This is a genomic window from Streptomyces sp. NPDC017993, from assembly GCF_044328065.1.
Classification (GTDB): domain Bacteria; phylum Actinomycetota; class Actinomycetes; order Streptomycetales; family Streptomycetaceae; genus Streptomyces.
This window is the reverse complement of record NZ_JBIRGO010000008.1, coordinates 61,156-76,028: the sequence shown is the minus strand read 5'-3', so window position 1 is coordinate 76,028 and position 14,873 is coordinate 61,156. Positions and strand designations below refer to the sequence as shown.

The 14,873-nt window shown below is 71.7% G+C and carries 14 protein-coding genes; 3 read left to right on the top strand and 11 right to left on the bottom strand.

All coding sequences use genetic code 11. The features are described from left to right. The first annotated feature begins 183 nt into the window (after positions 1-183). On the top strand, positions 184-822 hold the full coding sequence (locus ACH4FH_RS16265) for a class I SAM-dependent DNA methyltransferase (RefSeq protein WP_398556484.1): 639 nt from the start codon (positions 184-186) through the stop codon (positions 820-822). A 3-nt stretch (positions 823-825) separates the two neighbouring features. On the opposite strand, the gene ACH4FH_RS16260 is transcribed toward ACH4FH_RS16265, so the two are convergent. The 8 genes from ACH4FH_RS16260 to ACH4FH_RS16225 form a co-directional block, all read right to left on the bottom strand. Next, positions 826-1,155 carry a putative quinol monooxygenase gene (locus ACH4FH_RS16260; protein WP_398556483.1) on the bottom strand — a complete coding sequence of 110 codons (330 nt, stop codon included), beginning with the start codon at positions 1,153-1,155 and terminating at the stop codon, positions 826-828. A 242-nt stretch (positions 1,156-1,397) separates the two neighbouring features. Continuing rightward, positions 1,398-1,730 (bottom strand): TcmI family type II polyketide cyclase, encoded by a 333-nt coding sequence (locus ACH4FH_RS16255; protein WP_398556482.1) that lies wholly within the window; start codon positions 1,728-1,730, stop codon positions 1,398-1,400. Between the two features lie 68 nt (positions 1,731-1,798). Continuing rightward, positions 1,799-2,278: an SRPBCC family protein gene (locus tag ACH4FH_RS16250; RefSeq protein WP_398556481.1), complete on the bottom strand. Its 480-nt coding sequence runs from the start codon at positions 2,276-2,278 to the stop codon at positions 1,799-1,801. 1 nt (position 2,279) lies between these two features. Further along, on the bottom strand, positions 2,280-2,537 hold the full coding sequence (locus ACH4FH_RS16245; protein WP_398556480.1) for an acyl carrier protein: 258 nt from the start codon (positions 2,535-2,537) through the stop codon (positions 2,280-2,282). A gap of 40 nt (positions 2,538-2,577) precedes the next feature. Beyond that, positions 2,578-3,828 (bottom strand): beta-ketoacyl synthase N-terminal-like domain-containing protein, encoded by a 1,251-nt coding sequence (locus ACH4FH_RS16240; RefSeq protein ID WP_398556479.1) that lies wholly within the window; start codon positions 3,826-3,828, stop codon positions 2,578-2,580. Then, the gene (locus ACH4FH_RS16235; RefSeq protein WP_398556478.1) at positions 3,825-5,093 is read right to left on the bottom strand and encodes a beta-ketoacyl-[acyl-carrier-protein] synthase family protein; all 1,269 of its coding nucleotides are present in this window, start codon (positions 5,091-5,093) and stop codon (positions 3,825-3,827) included. The genes ACH4FH_RS16240 and ACH4FH_RS16235 overlap by 4 nt, the downstream gene beginning before the upstream one ends. Further along, positions 5,090-5,524: a cupin domain-containing protein gene (locus ACH4FH_RS16230; protein WP_398556477.1), complete on the bottom strand. Its 435-nt coding sequence runs from the start codon at positions 5,522-5,524 to the stop codon at positions 5,090-5,092. The genes ACH4FH_RS16235 and ACH4FH_RS16230 overlap by 4 nt, the downstream gene beginning before the upstream one ends. A gap of 81 nt (positions 5,525-5,605) precedes the next feature. Then, positions 5,606-6,724: a SchA/CurD-like domain-containing protein gene (locus ACH4FH_RS16225; RefSeq protein WP_398556774.1), complete on the bottom strand. Its 1,119-nt coding sequence runs from the start codon at positions 6,722-6,724 to the stop codon at positions 5,606-5,608. A 257-nt stretch (positions 6,725-6,981) separates the two neighbouring features. On the opposite strand from ACH4FH_RS16225, the gene ACH4FH_RS16220 reads away from it, so the two are divergent. Next, positions 6,982-8,628, top strand: coding sequence for an FAD-dependent oxidoreductase (locus ACH4FH_RS16220; RefSeq protein ID WP_398556476.1), 1,647 nt, complete (start codon positions 6,982-6,984; stop codon positions 8,626-8,628). Between the two features lie 73 nt (positions 8,629-8,701). Here the strand turns inward: ACH4FH_RS16220 and ACH4FH_RS16215 are convergent, their stop codons facing one another. The 3 genes from ACH4FH_RS16215 to ACH4FH_RS16205 all read right to left on the bottom strand — a co-directional run bounded on the left by ACH4FH_RS16215 (position 8,702) and on the right by ACH4FH_RS16205 (position 13,109). Then, positions 8,702-9,943, bottom strand: a complete 1,242-nt coding sequence (locus ACH4FH_RS16215; protein ID WP_398556475.1) for an ATP-grasp domain-containing protein — start codon at positions 9,941-9,943, stop codon at positions 8,702-8,704. A gap of 52 nt (positions 9,944-9,995) precedes the next feature. Further along, positions 9,996-11,231, bottom strand: a complete 1,236-nt coding sequence (locus tag ACH4FH_RS16210) for an MFS transporter (RefSeq protein ID WP_398556474.1) — start codon at positions 11,229-11,231, stop codon at positions 9,996-9,998. 168 nt (positions 11,232-11,399) lie between these two features. Then, positions 11,400-13,109, bottom strand: a complete 1,710-nt coding sequence (locus ACH4FH_RS16205) for an AMP-binding protein (RefSeq protein WP_398556473.1) — start codon at positions 13,107-13,109, stop codon at positions 11,400-11,402. A gap of 442 nt (positions 13,110-13,551) precedes the next feature. Here ACH4FH_RS16205 and ACH4FH_RS16200 point away from each other — a divergent pair, with 442 nt between their 5' ends. Beyond that, the gene (locus tag ACH4FH_RS16200; RefSeq protein ID WP_398556472.1) at positions 13,552-14,811 is read left to right on the top strand and encodes a condensation domain-containing protein; all 1,260 of its coding nucleotides are present in this window, start codon (positions 13,552-13,554) and stop codon (positions 14,809-14,811) included. Positions 14,812-14,873 lie beyond the last annotated feature (62 nt).

The window sequence follows — 14,873 nt, the reverse complement described above, 5'->3', positions numbered from 1 at the left end:
GGGAGTTCGCGGCCATCCACGGGCGGCGCGCCCGTCCGCAGGCCGATCGCCGTGCTCCGAGAGGCGCGGTCGGCAGCCCGTTCCTGCAGCTCCGACGGCCCGTCAGCGTCCCGCCGACGAGCCGTCATCGCTGCATGTCCGATGCCCCTGGCCGGGGCTCGGGTCCACGAAAGGCGAGACGCCGTGAGCGAGCAGTTCTCCGTGCAGCACCCGATCCTGAAGCGGATGTACTCCCTCGACGGTGATGTCGAGCAGCGCACCGGCATCTATGACGACTGGGCCGTCAGCTACGACGAGGACACCATCGAGGGCCTGGGCTACCTCGGTCCCGCACTGGTCGCGGAGCGGGTCGCGGACATCGTGCCGGCTCGGACCCCGATTCTCGACGCCGGGTGCGGCACGGGCCTGGTCGGCGCGGAGTTGGCGCGGCGCGGTTTCTCGACGGTCGACGGAGTCGACCTGTCACAAGGGATGCTCGACGTCGCCCGGGGCAAGGGCGTCTACCGGCGGTTGGAACAGGCGGACATCACCCGTCCCCTGCCGTTCGACCCGGACAGTTACGGCGCGGTCGTCTGCGCCGGCACCTTCACCGCCGGACACGTCGGGCCCGAGGGCATCGATCCGCTGTTGGCGGTCGCGCGGCACGGGGGCCACCTGGTCATGACCGTGCTCACGCCCGCCTGGGAGCGCATGGGATTCCACCGGCACATCGAGGAGTTGGCGCGACGTGAAACCGCCCGCCTCATCGAGGACCGGGCCGATCAGACCTACCACACGCAAGAGCCCGTGACCTGCCGCGTCGTGGTGCTCCGGAAGGCGTGACGCCTAGCTCTCCGGAACGGCCATCTCTCCCAGCAGCGACCAGTCGTCCTGCTCCGGCTTCATGTTCACGATGCGGGGCGTGCGGGACAGGTGCGGCGGCAGGGTCTGCTGCGCGGCCTTGAAGTGCTCGGACTGCACGTGCGCGGCCCCGGCATCGTCGTCCCGGAAAGCCTCGACCAAGACGTACTCCGTGGGGTCCTCGACGCTGCGGGACCAGTCGAACCACAGGCAGCCCGGCTCGTTGCGCGTGGCGGCGGTGAAGTCGGCGGCGATCTCCGGCCAGCGGTCGGCGGATTCGGGGCGGACGCTGAATTTGGCGGTGATGAAAATCATCGGACTCCTGTCCTTGGGTGGTCATCCCTGGGTGCGCGCTGTGCGCCGCGTGCCGATGCACGGACGCGGCCCGAAGCCTATCCACGGCGCGGGGGCGGGCCGAAATCCGCCGGTACGCAGGTGACCGACCTCTTCGAGCCCGCGGGCACGGAAGCCGCCGCGAGGAGTGGTCGTCCTCGCGGCGGCCTGTCGGTGGCCTGTCGCCGCAGCGGGGCCGCCGAAGCGGCGGAGCCGGATGTGCGTCAGCCGGTGCCGTCCCGTTGCCAGCGGTAGAACTCCTGGGCCATGGCGTCCTTGGGTCCGCTCCAGGTCTCCGGGTCGTACGGGCTGATGTACGTGGACAGCCGCTCGCTGATGTTGCGGAACTCCGGGTGCTCCGTCAGCTTGGCGATCTCGGGGCCGGCGGGCCGTTCCGATTCGATGAGGTGCAGATACACATCCCCGAACTGGAAGAGGGTCCGCCGGGTGACGCCGACCAGGTGCGGCAGTTCCGTGCGGTCGGAGGCCGAGAAGAGCTCGGCGATCTCCGGAGCCGATCCCGGTGCCATTCGAGCGACGATCAGAGCGTGGTGCATCAGGGAGATCCCTTCGTCGCCACCGGACCGGCCGGTGGCACGTGGCCGGACGGAGCGTCGGGTGACGGTCAGGTGGCGGTGACGGCAGCGGCCCGCAGTTCCTGGTCGCGCTGTTCGATCTTGTCCCGGATGAGTTCCATCTGGATGCGGGAGTTCTTGTTGATGTGCACCGTCATGCCCTTGTCGTCGACCGGGGCCTCGGGCTTCATCGCGAAGTCCTGGGTCCAGTGCATCCGGGTCCCGCCCGGCACCTCGGAGTACTCCCAGCGGATGTCCATGTGCTGGAAGGGGCCGGTCTCCACACGGCGGGCCTGGACGGCGAGCCCCTTGCGGTCGGTCACGCGCTCCGAGACCCAGCTCCAGACCTTGCCGTTGTCGTCCGGGTGCATCGTCAGGCGGAAGGTCGTCTTGTCGCCCTCCCGGGAGAGCACCTCGACGGCGGCGTACTCGCTGAACAGCCGCGGCCAGTTCTCCAGGTCGTTGGTCATGTTCCAGACCAGGTCGAGGGGGGCCGCGATGGTGATCTCGTTCTCGGTGTGACCGGACATGTCAGGCTCCTGTCGTGGGGGCGGTGTTGACGAGTTCGAGGAAGTCGCGCGGTGTCTTGCAGCGCTCGGCGTCGGTCGGCATGGTCAGCGTCAGCCGGTTCTCCAGCTCGCCCACGATGCCGAGGAGGCCGAGCGAGTCGAGGCCGAAGTCGGCGAACGGCGCGTCCGACCGGTTCGCCAGATCCCGCGGGTCGACGGTGACGCCGGCGGCCGATTTCATCAGCGAGGCCAGCTCTTCGAGGGTCAGTTGAGCGTTCATGAGCGGGTTCTCCTCTTCACAGGGGGCTCGGTGCCGTTGCTCAGCGCAGGTTCTCGGGGGTCTTGCGCAGCACGAGGGCCGCGTTCGAACCCATCAGTCCACGGCTCAGCACCAAGGCCGTACGCAACTCGGCCGGGCGTGCCCAGCCGGTCACCAGATCGAGGTCGTGGCAGACGTCGACGACGTTGGGGGCGGGCGGCACCAACCCGTGCTCCAGGGCGAGCACCGCGGCCGCCGTGTCCAGGACGGGGGCACCGCAGTACGCCCGTCCGGTGCCGGTCTTGGGCGCGGACACCGGGACCCGCGACGCGCGCCGGCCGAGGACGTCCGCGAGCGCGAGGGCCTCGGCGTGGTCGGCCGCGGGCACGCCGAACGCGTCCGCGAACACCACGTCGATCTCCTCCGGGGCGCACTGCGCTTCCTCCAGGGCGCCGCGGATCGCGTGCGCCAGCCCGTCCCGGGACTCCTCCCACCGGGAGGGCCCGGTGAAGGTCGCGGCGTGACCGGCCGCGACGGCGCGGATCGTCGCCCCGCGTGCGCGGGCCGCCTCCGCCTCCTCGACGACCAGCATGGCGCCGCCCTCCGCGGGGACGAAGCCGCAGGCGCCGGCGGTGAACGGGCGGTAGGCGCGGGTCGGGTCGGCGACCGTGCTCAGCGAGTCGTAGCCGAGCTGGCAGACGACGGAGTAGGGGGCCAGCGGCGCCTCGGCCGCGCCCACGACGACGGCGTCGGTGCCCCTGCGGATCGAACGGCCGGCGTGCGCGAGGGCGTCGAGACCGCCCGCCTCGTCGCTGGCCACGACCCCGCAGGGCCCCTTGAAGCCGCCCCGGATCGAGATCTGTCCGGTGCTGGCCGCGTAGAACCAGGCGATGGACTGGTACGGGCCGACGTAGCGGGAGCCCTGCGCCCAGAGGCGCTGCAGTTCCCGCTGGCCGAACTCGCCACCGCCGGACCCGGCGGCGGTCACCACGCCCACCGCGAACGGTGAGTCCTGGTAGTCGGCGCGGCCGAGGCCGGCGTCGTCCAGCGCGAGGTTGGCCGCCGCCATCGCGAAGTGGGTGAACCGGTCGGTCTGGACGAGATAGCGCTCCTCGATCAGCGCCCCCGGGTCGAAGTCGCGCACCTCGCCGGCCACGTTCAGCGGCAGATTCTGGCACCCCTCGCGGGTGACCACGTCGAGGACGCTGATGCCTTCCTTGGTCGCCTTCCAGAAGGCTTCGGTGCTCACGCCGTTGGGCGCGATCACACCGATGCCGGTGACCACGCAACGACGTTCACGTGAGGAACTCATCGTGTCCTCCCACCCGGTCGGGTCAGTGCCACCGCTGACTGGAAGCCGCCGAACCCGCTGCCGACGGACAGCACCGACCGCAGCGGCAGCTCCCGCGCGGTGCGCGGCACGTAGTCGAGGTCGCACTCCGGATCCGGGGTGGTGTAGTTGGCCGTCGGGGGGACGACCTGGTGGGTCAGCGCCAGGACGCACGCCACGATCTCGATCGCCCCGATCGCGCCGAGCGAGTGGCCGACCATCGATTTGATGGAGCTCATCGGCACCTCGTAGGCGTGCGCGCCCAAGGACTTCTTGACCGCGGCCGTCTCGTGCCGGTCGTTTTGCTGCGTGCCCGATCCGTGTGCGTTGACGTAGTCGATCTGCGAGCCGTCCAGCCGGGCGTGGCCGAGCGCGCGGTTGATGGCCTCGGCCATCTCCAGCCCCTCCTGGGTGAGGCCGGTCATGTGGTACGCGTTGCCGAAGGTGGCGTAGCCGCGGATCTCGCAGTGCACGGTCGCCCCGCGGGCGCGGGCGTGCTCCAGCTCCTCCAGTACGAGTACGGCGCCGCCCTCGCCCATCACGAAGCCGTCGCGGTGGGCGTCGAACGGGCGGGAGGCGTGCTCGGGGTCGTCGTTGTTGGCGGACGTCGCCTTGATCGCGTCGAAGCAGGCCACCGTGATCGGTGAGATCGGCGAGTCCGAGGCGCCCGCCACGCTGACATCGACGCGGCCCTCCTCGATGGAGTGGAAGGCGTAGCCGATCGCGTCGAGGCCGGAGGTGCACCCCGTCGAGACGGTCTGCACCGGGCCGCGCGCGCCGATCTGGTCCGCGATCTCGGCGGCGAGCGAACTGGGTGAGAAGGCCCGCTGCAGATGGGGACCCGCCGGCCGGTGGTCGACGTCCCACCGGTCGCCGGAGCCGCTGACGGCGACGTAGTCGTGCTCCAGCCGCGTGGTGCCGCCGACCGCGGTGCCCAGCGACACCCCGATCCGCCACGGGTTCTCCGCCCCGGTGTCCAGGCCGGCGTCGCGGACGGCTTCGTCGGCGGCGACCCGCGCGAACTGGATGTACCGGTCCGAGCGGTCCACCTGCTCCTGGGTCAGGCCGTGTGCCGCGGGGTCGAAGTCGCACTCCGCGGCGATGCGGGAGCGGAACCCCGCCGGGTCGAAGAGGGTGATGCCCCGGGTCGCCGTACGGCCGGAGGTGAGGAGGTCCCAGAAGGCCGGCACGCCCACGCCGCCCGGGGCGACGATGCCGACGCCGGTGACCGCTACCCGCCGCGTCATGACACCGGCTCTATCCGTTCGGGGGGCTCCTCCGGCGCGGCGGCGTCGGTGCCCTCGGTGTCCACGTGGCCGAGTTCCGGTCGCGGTGCCAGCGGGCCGAGATGGAAGACCATACGGGCCTCCTCGTCGCCGACGTTGCGGAAACGGTGCCGTGTGTAAGGGGGGATCAGCAGCCCCTGGTCCGGCCGCAGCGGGTGCGGCTCACCTTCGAGGTCCACTTCGAGCAGACCGTTCACCACGTACACGAACTCCTCGGAGTACGGGTGGTAATGCTCGCCGATGCGCTCACCGGGCTGCACGAGAGCCATGCCCATGAAGCCGCTCGTGGCGCCCACCGCGCCGGGTGTCAGCATGGCGCGCAGATCGCCTCCGCGACGGCGGTTGGGCTGGGTTTGGCTGAGGTCCACGATGCGTGGGCGGTGCGTGCTCATGACTGTGCCTCCAGAGGTGTGGTGGCGGTGGAGAGAGGCCCGGGTCGCGGTGGCGAGGGGCCCGTGCGGCCGGACGCGCGGTCAGGCGTCCGGGGCCCGGCGGTCGGTGATGAGGTCCATGTCGATCCGCGTGAGGAAGCGCGCGAGATCCTGGTCCGAGGACAGGGCGCCGGCCACGTCGGTTTCGAGCAGCCGCGCCATCACGGCCCGCTTGCGAGGACCGGCCACCCCGAGCGCCCGGACGGGGTCGCTCCCGACGGGGACGCGGAGGTCGATGAGCCGGACGACGATGTCGTCCCGCTGGAAGATGGTGCTGCCCACGACGGGGCTCGCGGGGTCCTCCGCGGCCAGCTCGTCCTGCCGGGCCAGCATGCGGGCCAGCGTCATACCGCAGCCCTGGCGGGCCGGGTAGGACAGCGCGTGCCGGCGCACCTCGCCGGGGCCCTGGTCGTCGGCCGTCACGTGATGCACCGCGGGCAGGGCGGCCCGGGTGAAGAACCGCCGGGCGGAGTCCGGGTCGCTGAGGTCGCGCTCCTGCTCCAGGAACGGGTCGATGGCCTCCTCGACCGCCCTGACCTCGGGCTGCCGGGCGACGTGCCGCAGCGCCGCGACGAGATCGCCCTGTACCTCCACGGCGCGCACGACGCGGTTGCCGTGCATGAAGAGCGACGTGCGGCGCAGCCGGGTGGTGTCGTCGACGCGTGCCTCGGGGGAGCTGTAGCCCGCCAGGATCTCCGCGACCTGCGCTTCGCTGCCCGGCTTCACGGTGAAGGTCAGGGCGTGCCGGACGACACCGTCGCCGACGCGGGGCGAGGACTGGAGCCCGCCCTTGGGGAGTTTGGCGGCGACCGTGGCGACGTTCGAGGTCTCCCGCAGCACGCTGAAGCGCAGCGACCGGGTCTCGCGCACGCAGCCGTGCAACGGCTGCACCATCTCGACGTGTTCCTCACTGTTCACCCACGTCAGGAATTGCGGGGCGCTCTCCCACTCGCTGGTGATGAGCCACTGCGAGGGGTTCTCGATGGACTGGCACAGCTGGTCGGTGAGATGGCCGGGGACGGAGGCCACCTGGTTGCGCAGATGCTCGTACGCCGCGAGAAAGCGCTGCTGAGCGCCTTCGTAAAGGTCCAGCAGCAACACGACCCGAATCCGGGAGCCGTCGAAGGCGGACTGCGATATTCGGTCCGACAGCCTGGTCATCGTCGTCATCAGCTACGCCTCTCCTTCGGGCCGGGTGGCACCTGGCGAGGGTGGTCGGCCTCCCGCGGTGCCGAGCGAGGGACCCGGCGTGTGTGAACGGCCGCCCCTGGGGGTGGCCGTCCCGGGTTCGATGGTGATCGCGGGCCGGATACGGCGCGATATCTGTGAGCCAGTCGGGTGAAACGCGAGCGAAGCCGTCCCGGGCCGGGTACCACCACACCGCCAACTCCGTACGCACCTCGGGAGCAGGAGCCCCAATGAATCCCATCGCGGAAGCCAGGGTCCCGGTACTCATCGTGGGCGGATCCCTGGTGGGTCTGTCGGCCTCGCTGTTCCTGGGGCGCCTCGGCATCGACAACCTTCTCGTCGAGAAGCACTCCGACACCTCCCGGCATCCGCGTGGCCGCGGGAACAACGTCCGCACGATGGAGCTGTTCCGGGTGGCAGGCGCGGAAGGTCAGATCCGGCAGGCCGCTTCGGTCCTGGCGGACAACCACGGGATCCTGCAGGCCGGTTCGCTCACCGGCGAGGACCAGGAATGGCTGTTCAAGGAGATGGATGGCGGCGGGGCGCTGGCCCGCTTCAGCCCCTCGGGGTGGTGCCTGTGCAGCCAGAACGACCTCGAACCCGTGCTGGTGGACCGGGCCCGCGCACTCGGCGGCGATCTGCGCTTCGCCACCGAGCTGCTCACCTTCGACCAGGACGCGGAGGGCGTGACGGCGGTGGTGAAGAACCGGGAGACCGGGGAGCACACCACGGTGCGCGCGGACTACCTCATCGCGGCCGACGGCCCGCGCAGCCCGGTCCGTGAGCGGCTCGGCTTCGGCATGACAGGTCCGGGCGACCTGTTCCACAACGTCAGCATCACCTTCCGGGCGCCCGCACTCGCCGATGTGGTGGGTGACCGCCGCTTCCTGGCCTGCTACCTGACCAACCCCGAGGCCGACGGCACGCTGCTGCCGGTGGACAACCGCGAGCAGTGGGTCTTCCACGCCCCCTGGCACCCGGACCGTGGCGAGACCCTGGAGGACTTCACCGACGAGCGGTGCACGGACCACATCCGCAGGGCGATCGGCGTGCCGGACCTGGACGTCGAGATCACCGGCAAGGCTCCGTGGCACGCCGCCGAGCGGGTCGCCGAGCGGTACGCCTCCGGGCGGGTCTTCCTCGCCGGCGACTCCGTCCACGAGATGTCCCCCACGGGTGCCTTCGGCTCCAACACCGGTATCCAGGACGCACACAACCTCGCCTGGAAGCTCGCCGCCGTACTGCACGGCTCGGCCGGGCCCGGCCTGCTGGAGACCTACGAATCGGAACGGCAGCCGGTGGCGCGGGCGACGAGCGCGCGGGCCTCGGCCCGTTCCGCCGAGCACAGCCACCCCGGGTACAGCCCGGCTCCGGGGGCGGGGGGCCGCGGCAAGCCGGGCGGTGTGCTCACCGTTGCGCTGGCCTACCGCTATCCGCGCGGCGCCGTCATCGGCGTCGACCCGGAACTGCCGGTCGTGCCGGAAGGGATGCGGCTGACCGGCGAGCCGGGCAGCAGGGCCCCGCACATGTGGCTGCGCCGGGCGGACGAACGGCTGTCCACCCTCGATCTCTACGAGCGGACGTTCGTCCTGCTCACGGGCCCGGACGGCGCGGCATGGCGAGCTGCCGCGGCGGGCGTGGCCGAGCGCCTGTCGGTGCCGCTGGACATCTACAGCGTCGGCACCCGCCCCGAGGACGATCTGGCTCCCGAGGAGGGCGCCGACTTCGCCGAGGCCCACGGGACCACGCCGGAGGGCGCGGTACTGGTCCGCCCGGACGGGTTCGTGGCCTGGCGCGCGTCCGGCGCCGGGACCGACCCGGAGACGGAGATCGGCGAGGTGCTGGGGGAGCTGCTGCACCTCCCGGGGCGACAGTGAGTTGAGACGTGGTACTCCGCTTTCCCTCAACAGCCTTGAGGGAAAGCGGAGTTACGACGACACGGCTACCTGCTCACCGCTCGTTCGCAAGCTCCACCGTGAGGGAGCCCATGGCCTCGACGGCTGCCTTGTTGACCTCCGCGGCCGAGTCGGCGCGCAGCATGACGTGCCCGATGCGACCCATGTTGTCCTGCGGGTCGCCGACTTCGTCGCCTGGCGCCTTCGTCACGGAGGTCGCGACGACGTGTTCCCCCTGCGGAAGTGCGCCGACGCCGCGCAGGGTGCCCGCCCGCGGTGCGGTGATGAAGCGGATGGCGGCTGCCGCCTCGCGTCGCGGTGTCACGTCGGGTCGTCGGCCCAGTGTGGTCTGGAGGTAGGCGCGCGCCACGTCGATGCCGAGCGCGTCGTGGACCAGCCGCATGATGTGGTCGCCGGGCGGACGGGCCCCCACCTCGATGACCTTCGGGTGCCCGTGGCCGTCGACCTTCACCTCTGTGTGGGCGAGGCCGTCGCGCAGTCCCAGCGCGGCGAGGGCCCGGCCGGTGGCCGCGTACACGGAGGCGCGGACGTTGGGGGCCAGCTCGGCCGGGACGGTGTGGCCGAGTTCTGCGCGGCTCGTACCGGCGGTGGTGAACTTCTCGGTGATCACCAAGTGGTGTACGGCGCCCCCGAAGAGGACCGTCTCTACGCTGAACTCATCGCCGTCCACGTACTCCTGGGCGAGCAGGGTGGTGTCCAGGGCAATTCCGTGCGGGTACTTGTGGGTCTGGTGCTGGGCGAGCCGGGCGGCGTCGGGCAGTTCCTGGGCCGACCGGACGACGGACACGCCGATCGAGGCCGCGTTCTCGGCCGGTTTGACGACCAGGGGGTAGTCCCAGCCGCTCTCCTCGATCCGTTGCGCGAGGCCCTGTGGGTCGGCCGCGCTCACCGTGCGCGGGGCCGGCACGCCGTGGGCGGCGAAGGCTTCGGCCATGAGCCGCTTGTTGCGGCAGTGGTCGGCGCGTTCGGGGAGATGGCCGGGGAGCCCCAGCCTCGCCGCGAGCCGGGTGGCGAGGGGGGAAAGGAACTCCCAGACGGCGACGATGCCGTCGATGCCCCGCGCGCGGCAGAAGGTCTCCAGATCGTCGAGAGCCTTTTCCGGAGCGGCGAAGTCGGTGAAGGCCGTGCCGGTGACCTTCGTCCGCAACTCGGGGCGGTAGCGCTCGTACAGCTCCTCGTGGGTGGCGACATAGGTCTCCAGGCCGAGCCCGGCGGCGGCGGTCAGCATGTCCTCGCCCGCGGCGACGTCGGCCTCGATCAGCAGGACTTTCTGCACGGTGGGTTCCTTCCGGTGCGGGAGAACGGGCGGGTGGGGACGGCTGGTGGCTTCACCGTGCCGCTCGTCGGCGGAGCGCGGGAGCGAGCCCCAGCTGGCAGAGCGCCGCCACGAGGGCGAGCGCGGCGCAGCTGAGCCAGAGCGTGGTGGAGCCGACGACCAGGAGGCGGGTGCCGGCGATCGGCGCGATCAGGAAGCCCGTGCCCCAGGCCATGCCGATCAGCCCGTTGTAGCGGCCGCGGAGAGAGGCGGGTGCGAGGTCGGCGACGACTGCCGCGGTGATCGCGAAGACCAGGATCTCGCCCAGTGTCGACACCGCGACCGCGACGGCGTATCCGGCGGCCGTCGAGGCGGCGGCCGCCACGGCGTTGCCGCAGGCCGCGACGGCGAATCCGGTGGCGAGCACCCGGCTCTTGTCGAAGGCGGCCAGCCGATGGCCGATCAGCGGCTGCATCGCGATGACGACGACGCCGTTGATGCCCATGACGACGCCGTACGCGCTGCTGGACATGCCGGTGCCCGTCATCGCCAGCGGAAGCGTGGCGAAGGCCTGTTGGAACACGATCGCGTAGAGCACGATGATCCCGGCGAAGGCCAGCATCACCCGGTCGCGCCAGACGGTGAGGAAACCGCCGGCGCCGCGCTCCCGCACGGCCGGCCGGGTTTCGGGGATGGCGAGCCACACCAGCACCCCGAAGACCGTGCAGGCCCCCGCGTCCAGCCAGAACAGCAGCTGGTGCCCGTGCGACGCGAGATAGCCGCCGAGCACCATGGCGAGCGAGAAGCCGAGGTTGATGGCCCAGAGCAGCAGACCGTAGGCGCGGGTCCGGTCGGCGGCCGGTACCGCGTCGGCGACCAGCGCCTGGGCGGCGGGACGGAAGAGGTCGATGGTGACGCCGAGCACGAAGCAGGCGGCCACCAGCACCGTGAGGCTTTGGGCGTGGCCGAGCGCGAGCAGTGTGGCGCCGTTCGCCAGCATCCCGCCGGTCAGTGCCACCCGGCGGCCGAAGCGGTCCGCGAGGTAGCCGCCGAGCGGCTGGGAGATCACCGAGCCGACGCCGACCACGGCGAGGACGATCCCGGTGGTGCCGATCGGGACGTCTCTGACGCCCGTCAGATAGAGGCTCAGGAAGGGGTTGACCATGGAGCCGAGGCGGTTGACGAGGGACCCGGCCCACAGCACCCAGAACGCGCCCGGCAGTCCGCCCACCCGCACCCGGACGAACGCGCGCAGTCGCCCTCCGCCGTCCACGCCGGTCTTCGGGACGGGCACTTCGGTGCGGCTCACGGTTCACTCCTGGGGGACGGGCGGCAGGCCGCGGGGAGGACGCGTCGCGCGGCGGCCGCGGGTCGTCCGAAGACCGTCCTGCTGCTGCCCGGTGGGACGTGTGGGCACGCGGTCGTCGTCGGGTGCGTGGATGATGTCGGGCAGCGCCGGTGCCGTCGTACGGGCTGGTCAGCGCGCACGGCCGTGCCCGGTGGCCGGTGTCGCGGTCGGTGGCTCCTGCGCGGCCCGCCCTTGTGTGGGCGCGGCGGCCGGTCGGCTGGTGGGTGGCGGCGGGTCCGCTCGGGTCAGGTGACCGTCGGTCACCCGTTCCGCGAGCGCCGCGCGGTCGACCTTGCCGTTCGAGGTGGTGGGAAGGCCGTCCAGCAGGTGGATCTCCTGCGGAACCATGTACGCGGGCAGGGTCTCGGCGCAGAACTCCCGGAGGTCGCCCACGTCCCGCAGTTCGTGATGACGGGCGAGGACGACGAAGGCGGTCAGCTGGAGCCCGCCGCCGGGCTGCGCCAACGGCAGCGCGGCCGCCGCGGCGGCTCCGGGAAACTCCGCCAACCGCCGCTCCACCTCGCCCAGTTCGACGCGGTTGCCGTTGATCTGTACCTGCGCGTCGGTCCGGCCGCAGAAGTAGAACCGGCCGTCCTGCCCCTGGAAGGCGAGGTCCCCGGTGCGCAGGACGGGCTGTCCGGACTGTGGGGACAGCGGATCGGGGACGAGTGCGGAGCGGGTGGCCTCGGGGTCGTCCCAGTATCCGGAGAAGAGGGCGGGGCTGCGCAGATGGATCTCGCCGGGTACGCCGGGCTCCTCGATCACCGCGCCGTTGTCGTCGACGAGGAGCATCTCGGCGCCGGGGTGGGCGATCCCGATGGAGAGCTTCTCCATCGTCTCGGGCAGGGGCCGTGGCACCTCCTCGAACGAGCAGGCCATCGACTCGGTGGCGCCGTAGCAGTTGATGACGCGGGCGTGCGGCAGCAGGTGTTGGAGTCGGCGCAGTTCCGGAAGGGGGAATTCCTCGCCGCAGAAGAGGATGCCGCGCAGCCGGTCGAGTCCGGCCAGCCGGTCCGGCTCGTGGCGCAGCGCCTGTCGCCAGATCGACGGGACGCCGTTGACCTGGGTGGCCCCGGTTTCGCGCAGCACGCGGATCAAGTGCCGCGGCCAGCGCACGAGTTGCTGTGGGACGGGCACCACGGCTGCGCCGCTGCCCAGCGCCAGGCCGATGTTGAGCAGCGAGAAGTCGAACTGCAGCGGTGAGGTGCTGGCGATGCGGTCCTCGGGGGTGGCGATGCCGTACGCCAGCATGCCCCGGTAGAACGCGACCACCGCGCGGTGGCTCATCACCACACCCTTGGGATGCCCGGTGGTTCCCGAAGTGAAGATCATGTAGGCGGGGTCGGTGACACAGGCCGCCCGGCGCCTGGGCCGGCGGGGCGCGGGGGAGCGGGCGACCAGCAGGCCGTTCGGGCCGAACCGGGCGGTCGCGACGGACGCGGGGACGTCCGCGCGTTCACCGTCCTCCGACTGCAGATGCAGGTCCGGGAGGACGGCCTCGATGATCGAGAGCAGCCGCGGGTGCGGTGTCCCCGGGCTCACCGGGATGAAGGTGAGGCCGGCTCGGGAGCAGGCGAGCAGCATCGCGATGGACAGGGCGGTGGTGTCCGCCTCCAGGACGACCCGGCCGCCGACGCCGATGGCGAGGGCGTCGAGTGCGGCCGCGTAACTGTCCACCAGGGCGCCGAGTTCCGCGTAGGTCGTCACGGCCGGGGCGTGGCCGGGCTGTGCGGGCTCGATGACGGCGGGGTCGCCGGGGGTGTGCCGGGCCGGGTCGAGCAGGAGGTCGTGGAGGAATTCCCCCACGGCGTCGGGCCCGTTGTGCGGCTGCTGACTCACGTTGATGAGACCCCTCGTTTCTGCGCGAACGGTGACCCGGGCCGGGCGGGCCTGAGCCCACCGGCGGGTGGGGGCGTCGTCAGTCGGAACGGGCCCTGGTCATCGGCCCGGTCGACGGGTGGCATCGCCACCGCCCCAATGTTCCGTTGTCCGGAAACTTACTTCCGGAGATTGGCGATCAGGCTCTCATGTTGCCGGAGGGTGTGGCGTGTGAGGTGGGTCACTGTCGAGTCGAAAGGGTGCCGACCACGCGAGAGGGGCTGGTGGAGGCCCGAACGGACCGCCAAGTCGGGGGGATTTGGCTCCTGTTGAGGGCTCCGGGGGCGCCGGTGGGCGCCTTCGTGAGGAATTCGATCTGGACAGGCTTCAACAGACTGTGGCAGCGTCGGGCATGCATGGAACTTAGTTTTCGTATGCTGGAATTGCTCATATGGGGGAGCGTATGTCCGAGGCGAGACCGCTTTCGTTGGGTCAGCTCTCGGTTTGGCACGACATCCGCGGCTTGCCGGCCGCGCGGTGGCACGAGCCGAACAACGCGGCGGTCTGGCCCTTGCCGCCAGGTGTCGACCGGGCGCAGGTACGTGCGGCGCTGCGGGCGATCGTCGCCCGCCACCCTTCGCTGAGGACGCGCTACGCCCTTCAGGACCCGGACGTGCCACGCCAGTTGGCCCCCGACGATCCCCTCGACGAAGACCTCCGGAGCGTGGACGACTGCGGCGCCCGGCCCGAGGAGGTCGCCGCCGAGCTGGCCGCCGAGCCCTTCCACCTCGGGCGCCGACACGGCTGGCGGGCACGACTGCTCACCCGCCGGGGGACCCCGTCGCACCTGTTGTTCGTCAAGCACCACATCGCCGCGGACGCCTGGGCACAGGAACTGCTCCACCAGGAGTTCCGGCAGGCACTCGCCGACCCCGCACGCCTCGGCCCGCCCCCGCCCGGCCCCGCCGAACTCGCCGCGGACCAGCACACTCCCGTCGGCCTACGGCGACAGTCCGCCGCCCTCGACCACTGGACGCGGCTCCTCGCCCGCGCTCCGTCCGCCCCGTTGCCGCGCACCGCCGACAGCGCCGGCAGCGTCCTCCAGGGCACCCTGCGCTCGGCTCCCGCCCGCCGGGCCGCGCACGCCGTCGCCGAGCAGGCGCAGGTGTCGGTCTCCAGCGTCGTCCTGGCGGCCTATGCCCGCAGTGTGGCCCGGACGTGCGGCACCGACGCCCTGCTGGTGCAGCTGATGAGCGCCAACCGGTTCGCCGGTCGCTGGAAGGGCGTGGTCACCTCGATGAACCAGTGGGTGCCGGCCCTGCTCGACGACGCCCGCAACGACGACCTGCACGCGCTGGCCGCGGCAGTCCACTGGAGCGGTCTCACCGCCGTCCGGCACGGCATGTACGACGTGACCGCCGTCGCCGCGCTGCGCGCGCGCCTGCCCGACGCCCCCGAGCCGACCTGCGCCTTCAACTACGTGGCCGTACCGGGCAACACCCCACCCGGCGCCTCCGACGGGCGGCCGGAACCGGGCGACGACGCACCCGTCATCACCTGGGAGGAGCCCTTCACCACGATCGGTCCACGGTGTTACGCCCGCGCGCTGGAGACCGCGGACACCCTCACCGTGCGGCTCACCGCCAAGGACATCGGCCGGCAGCAGTGCGCGGACGTGCTCCTGGGCATCCACGAGGCCCTGCTGACCGCCGAACGGCGCTGACCGAACGGAGGGTGTACCCGGATCGCGGGACCGGACACGGCGGATGCGAGGTCCCACCGCCG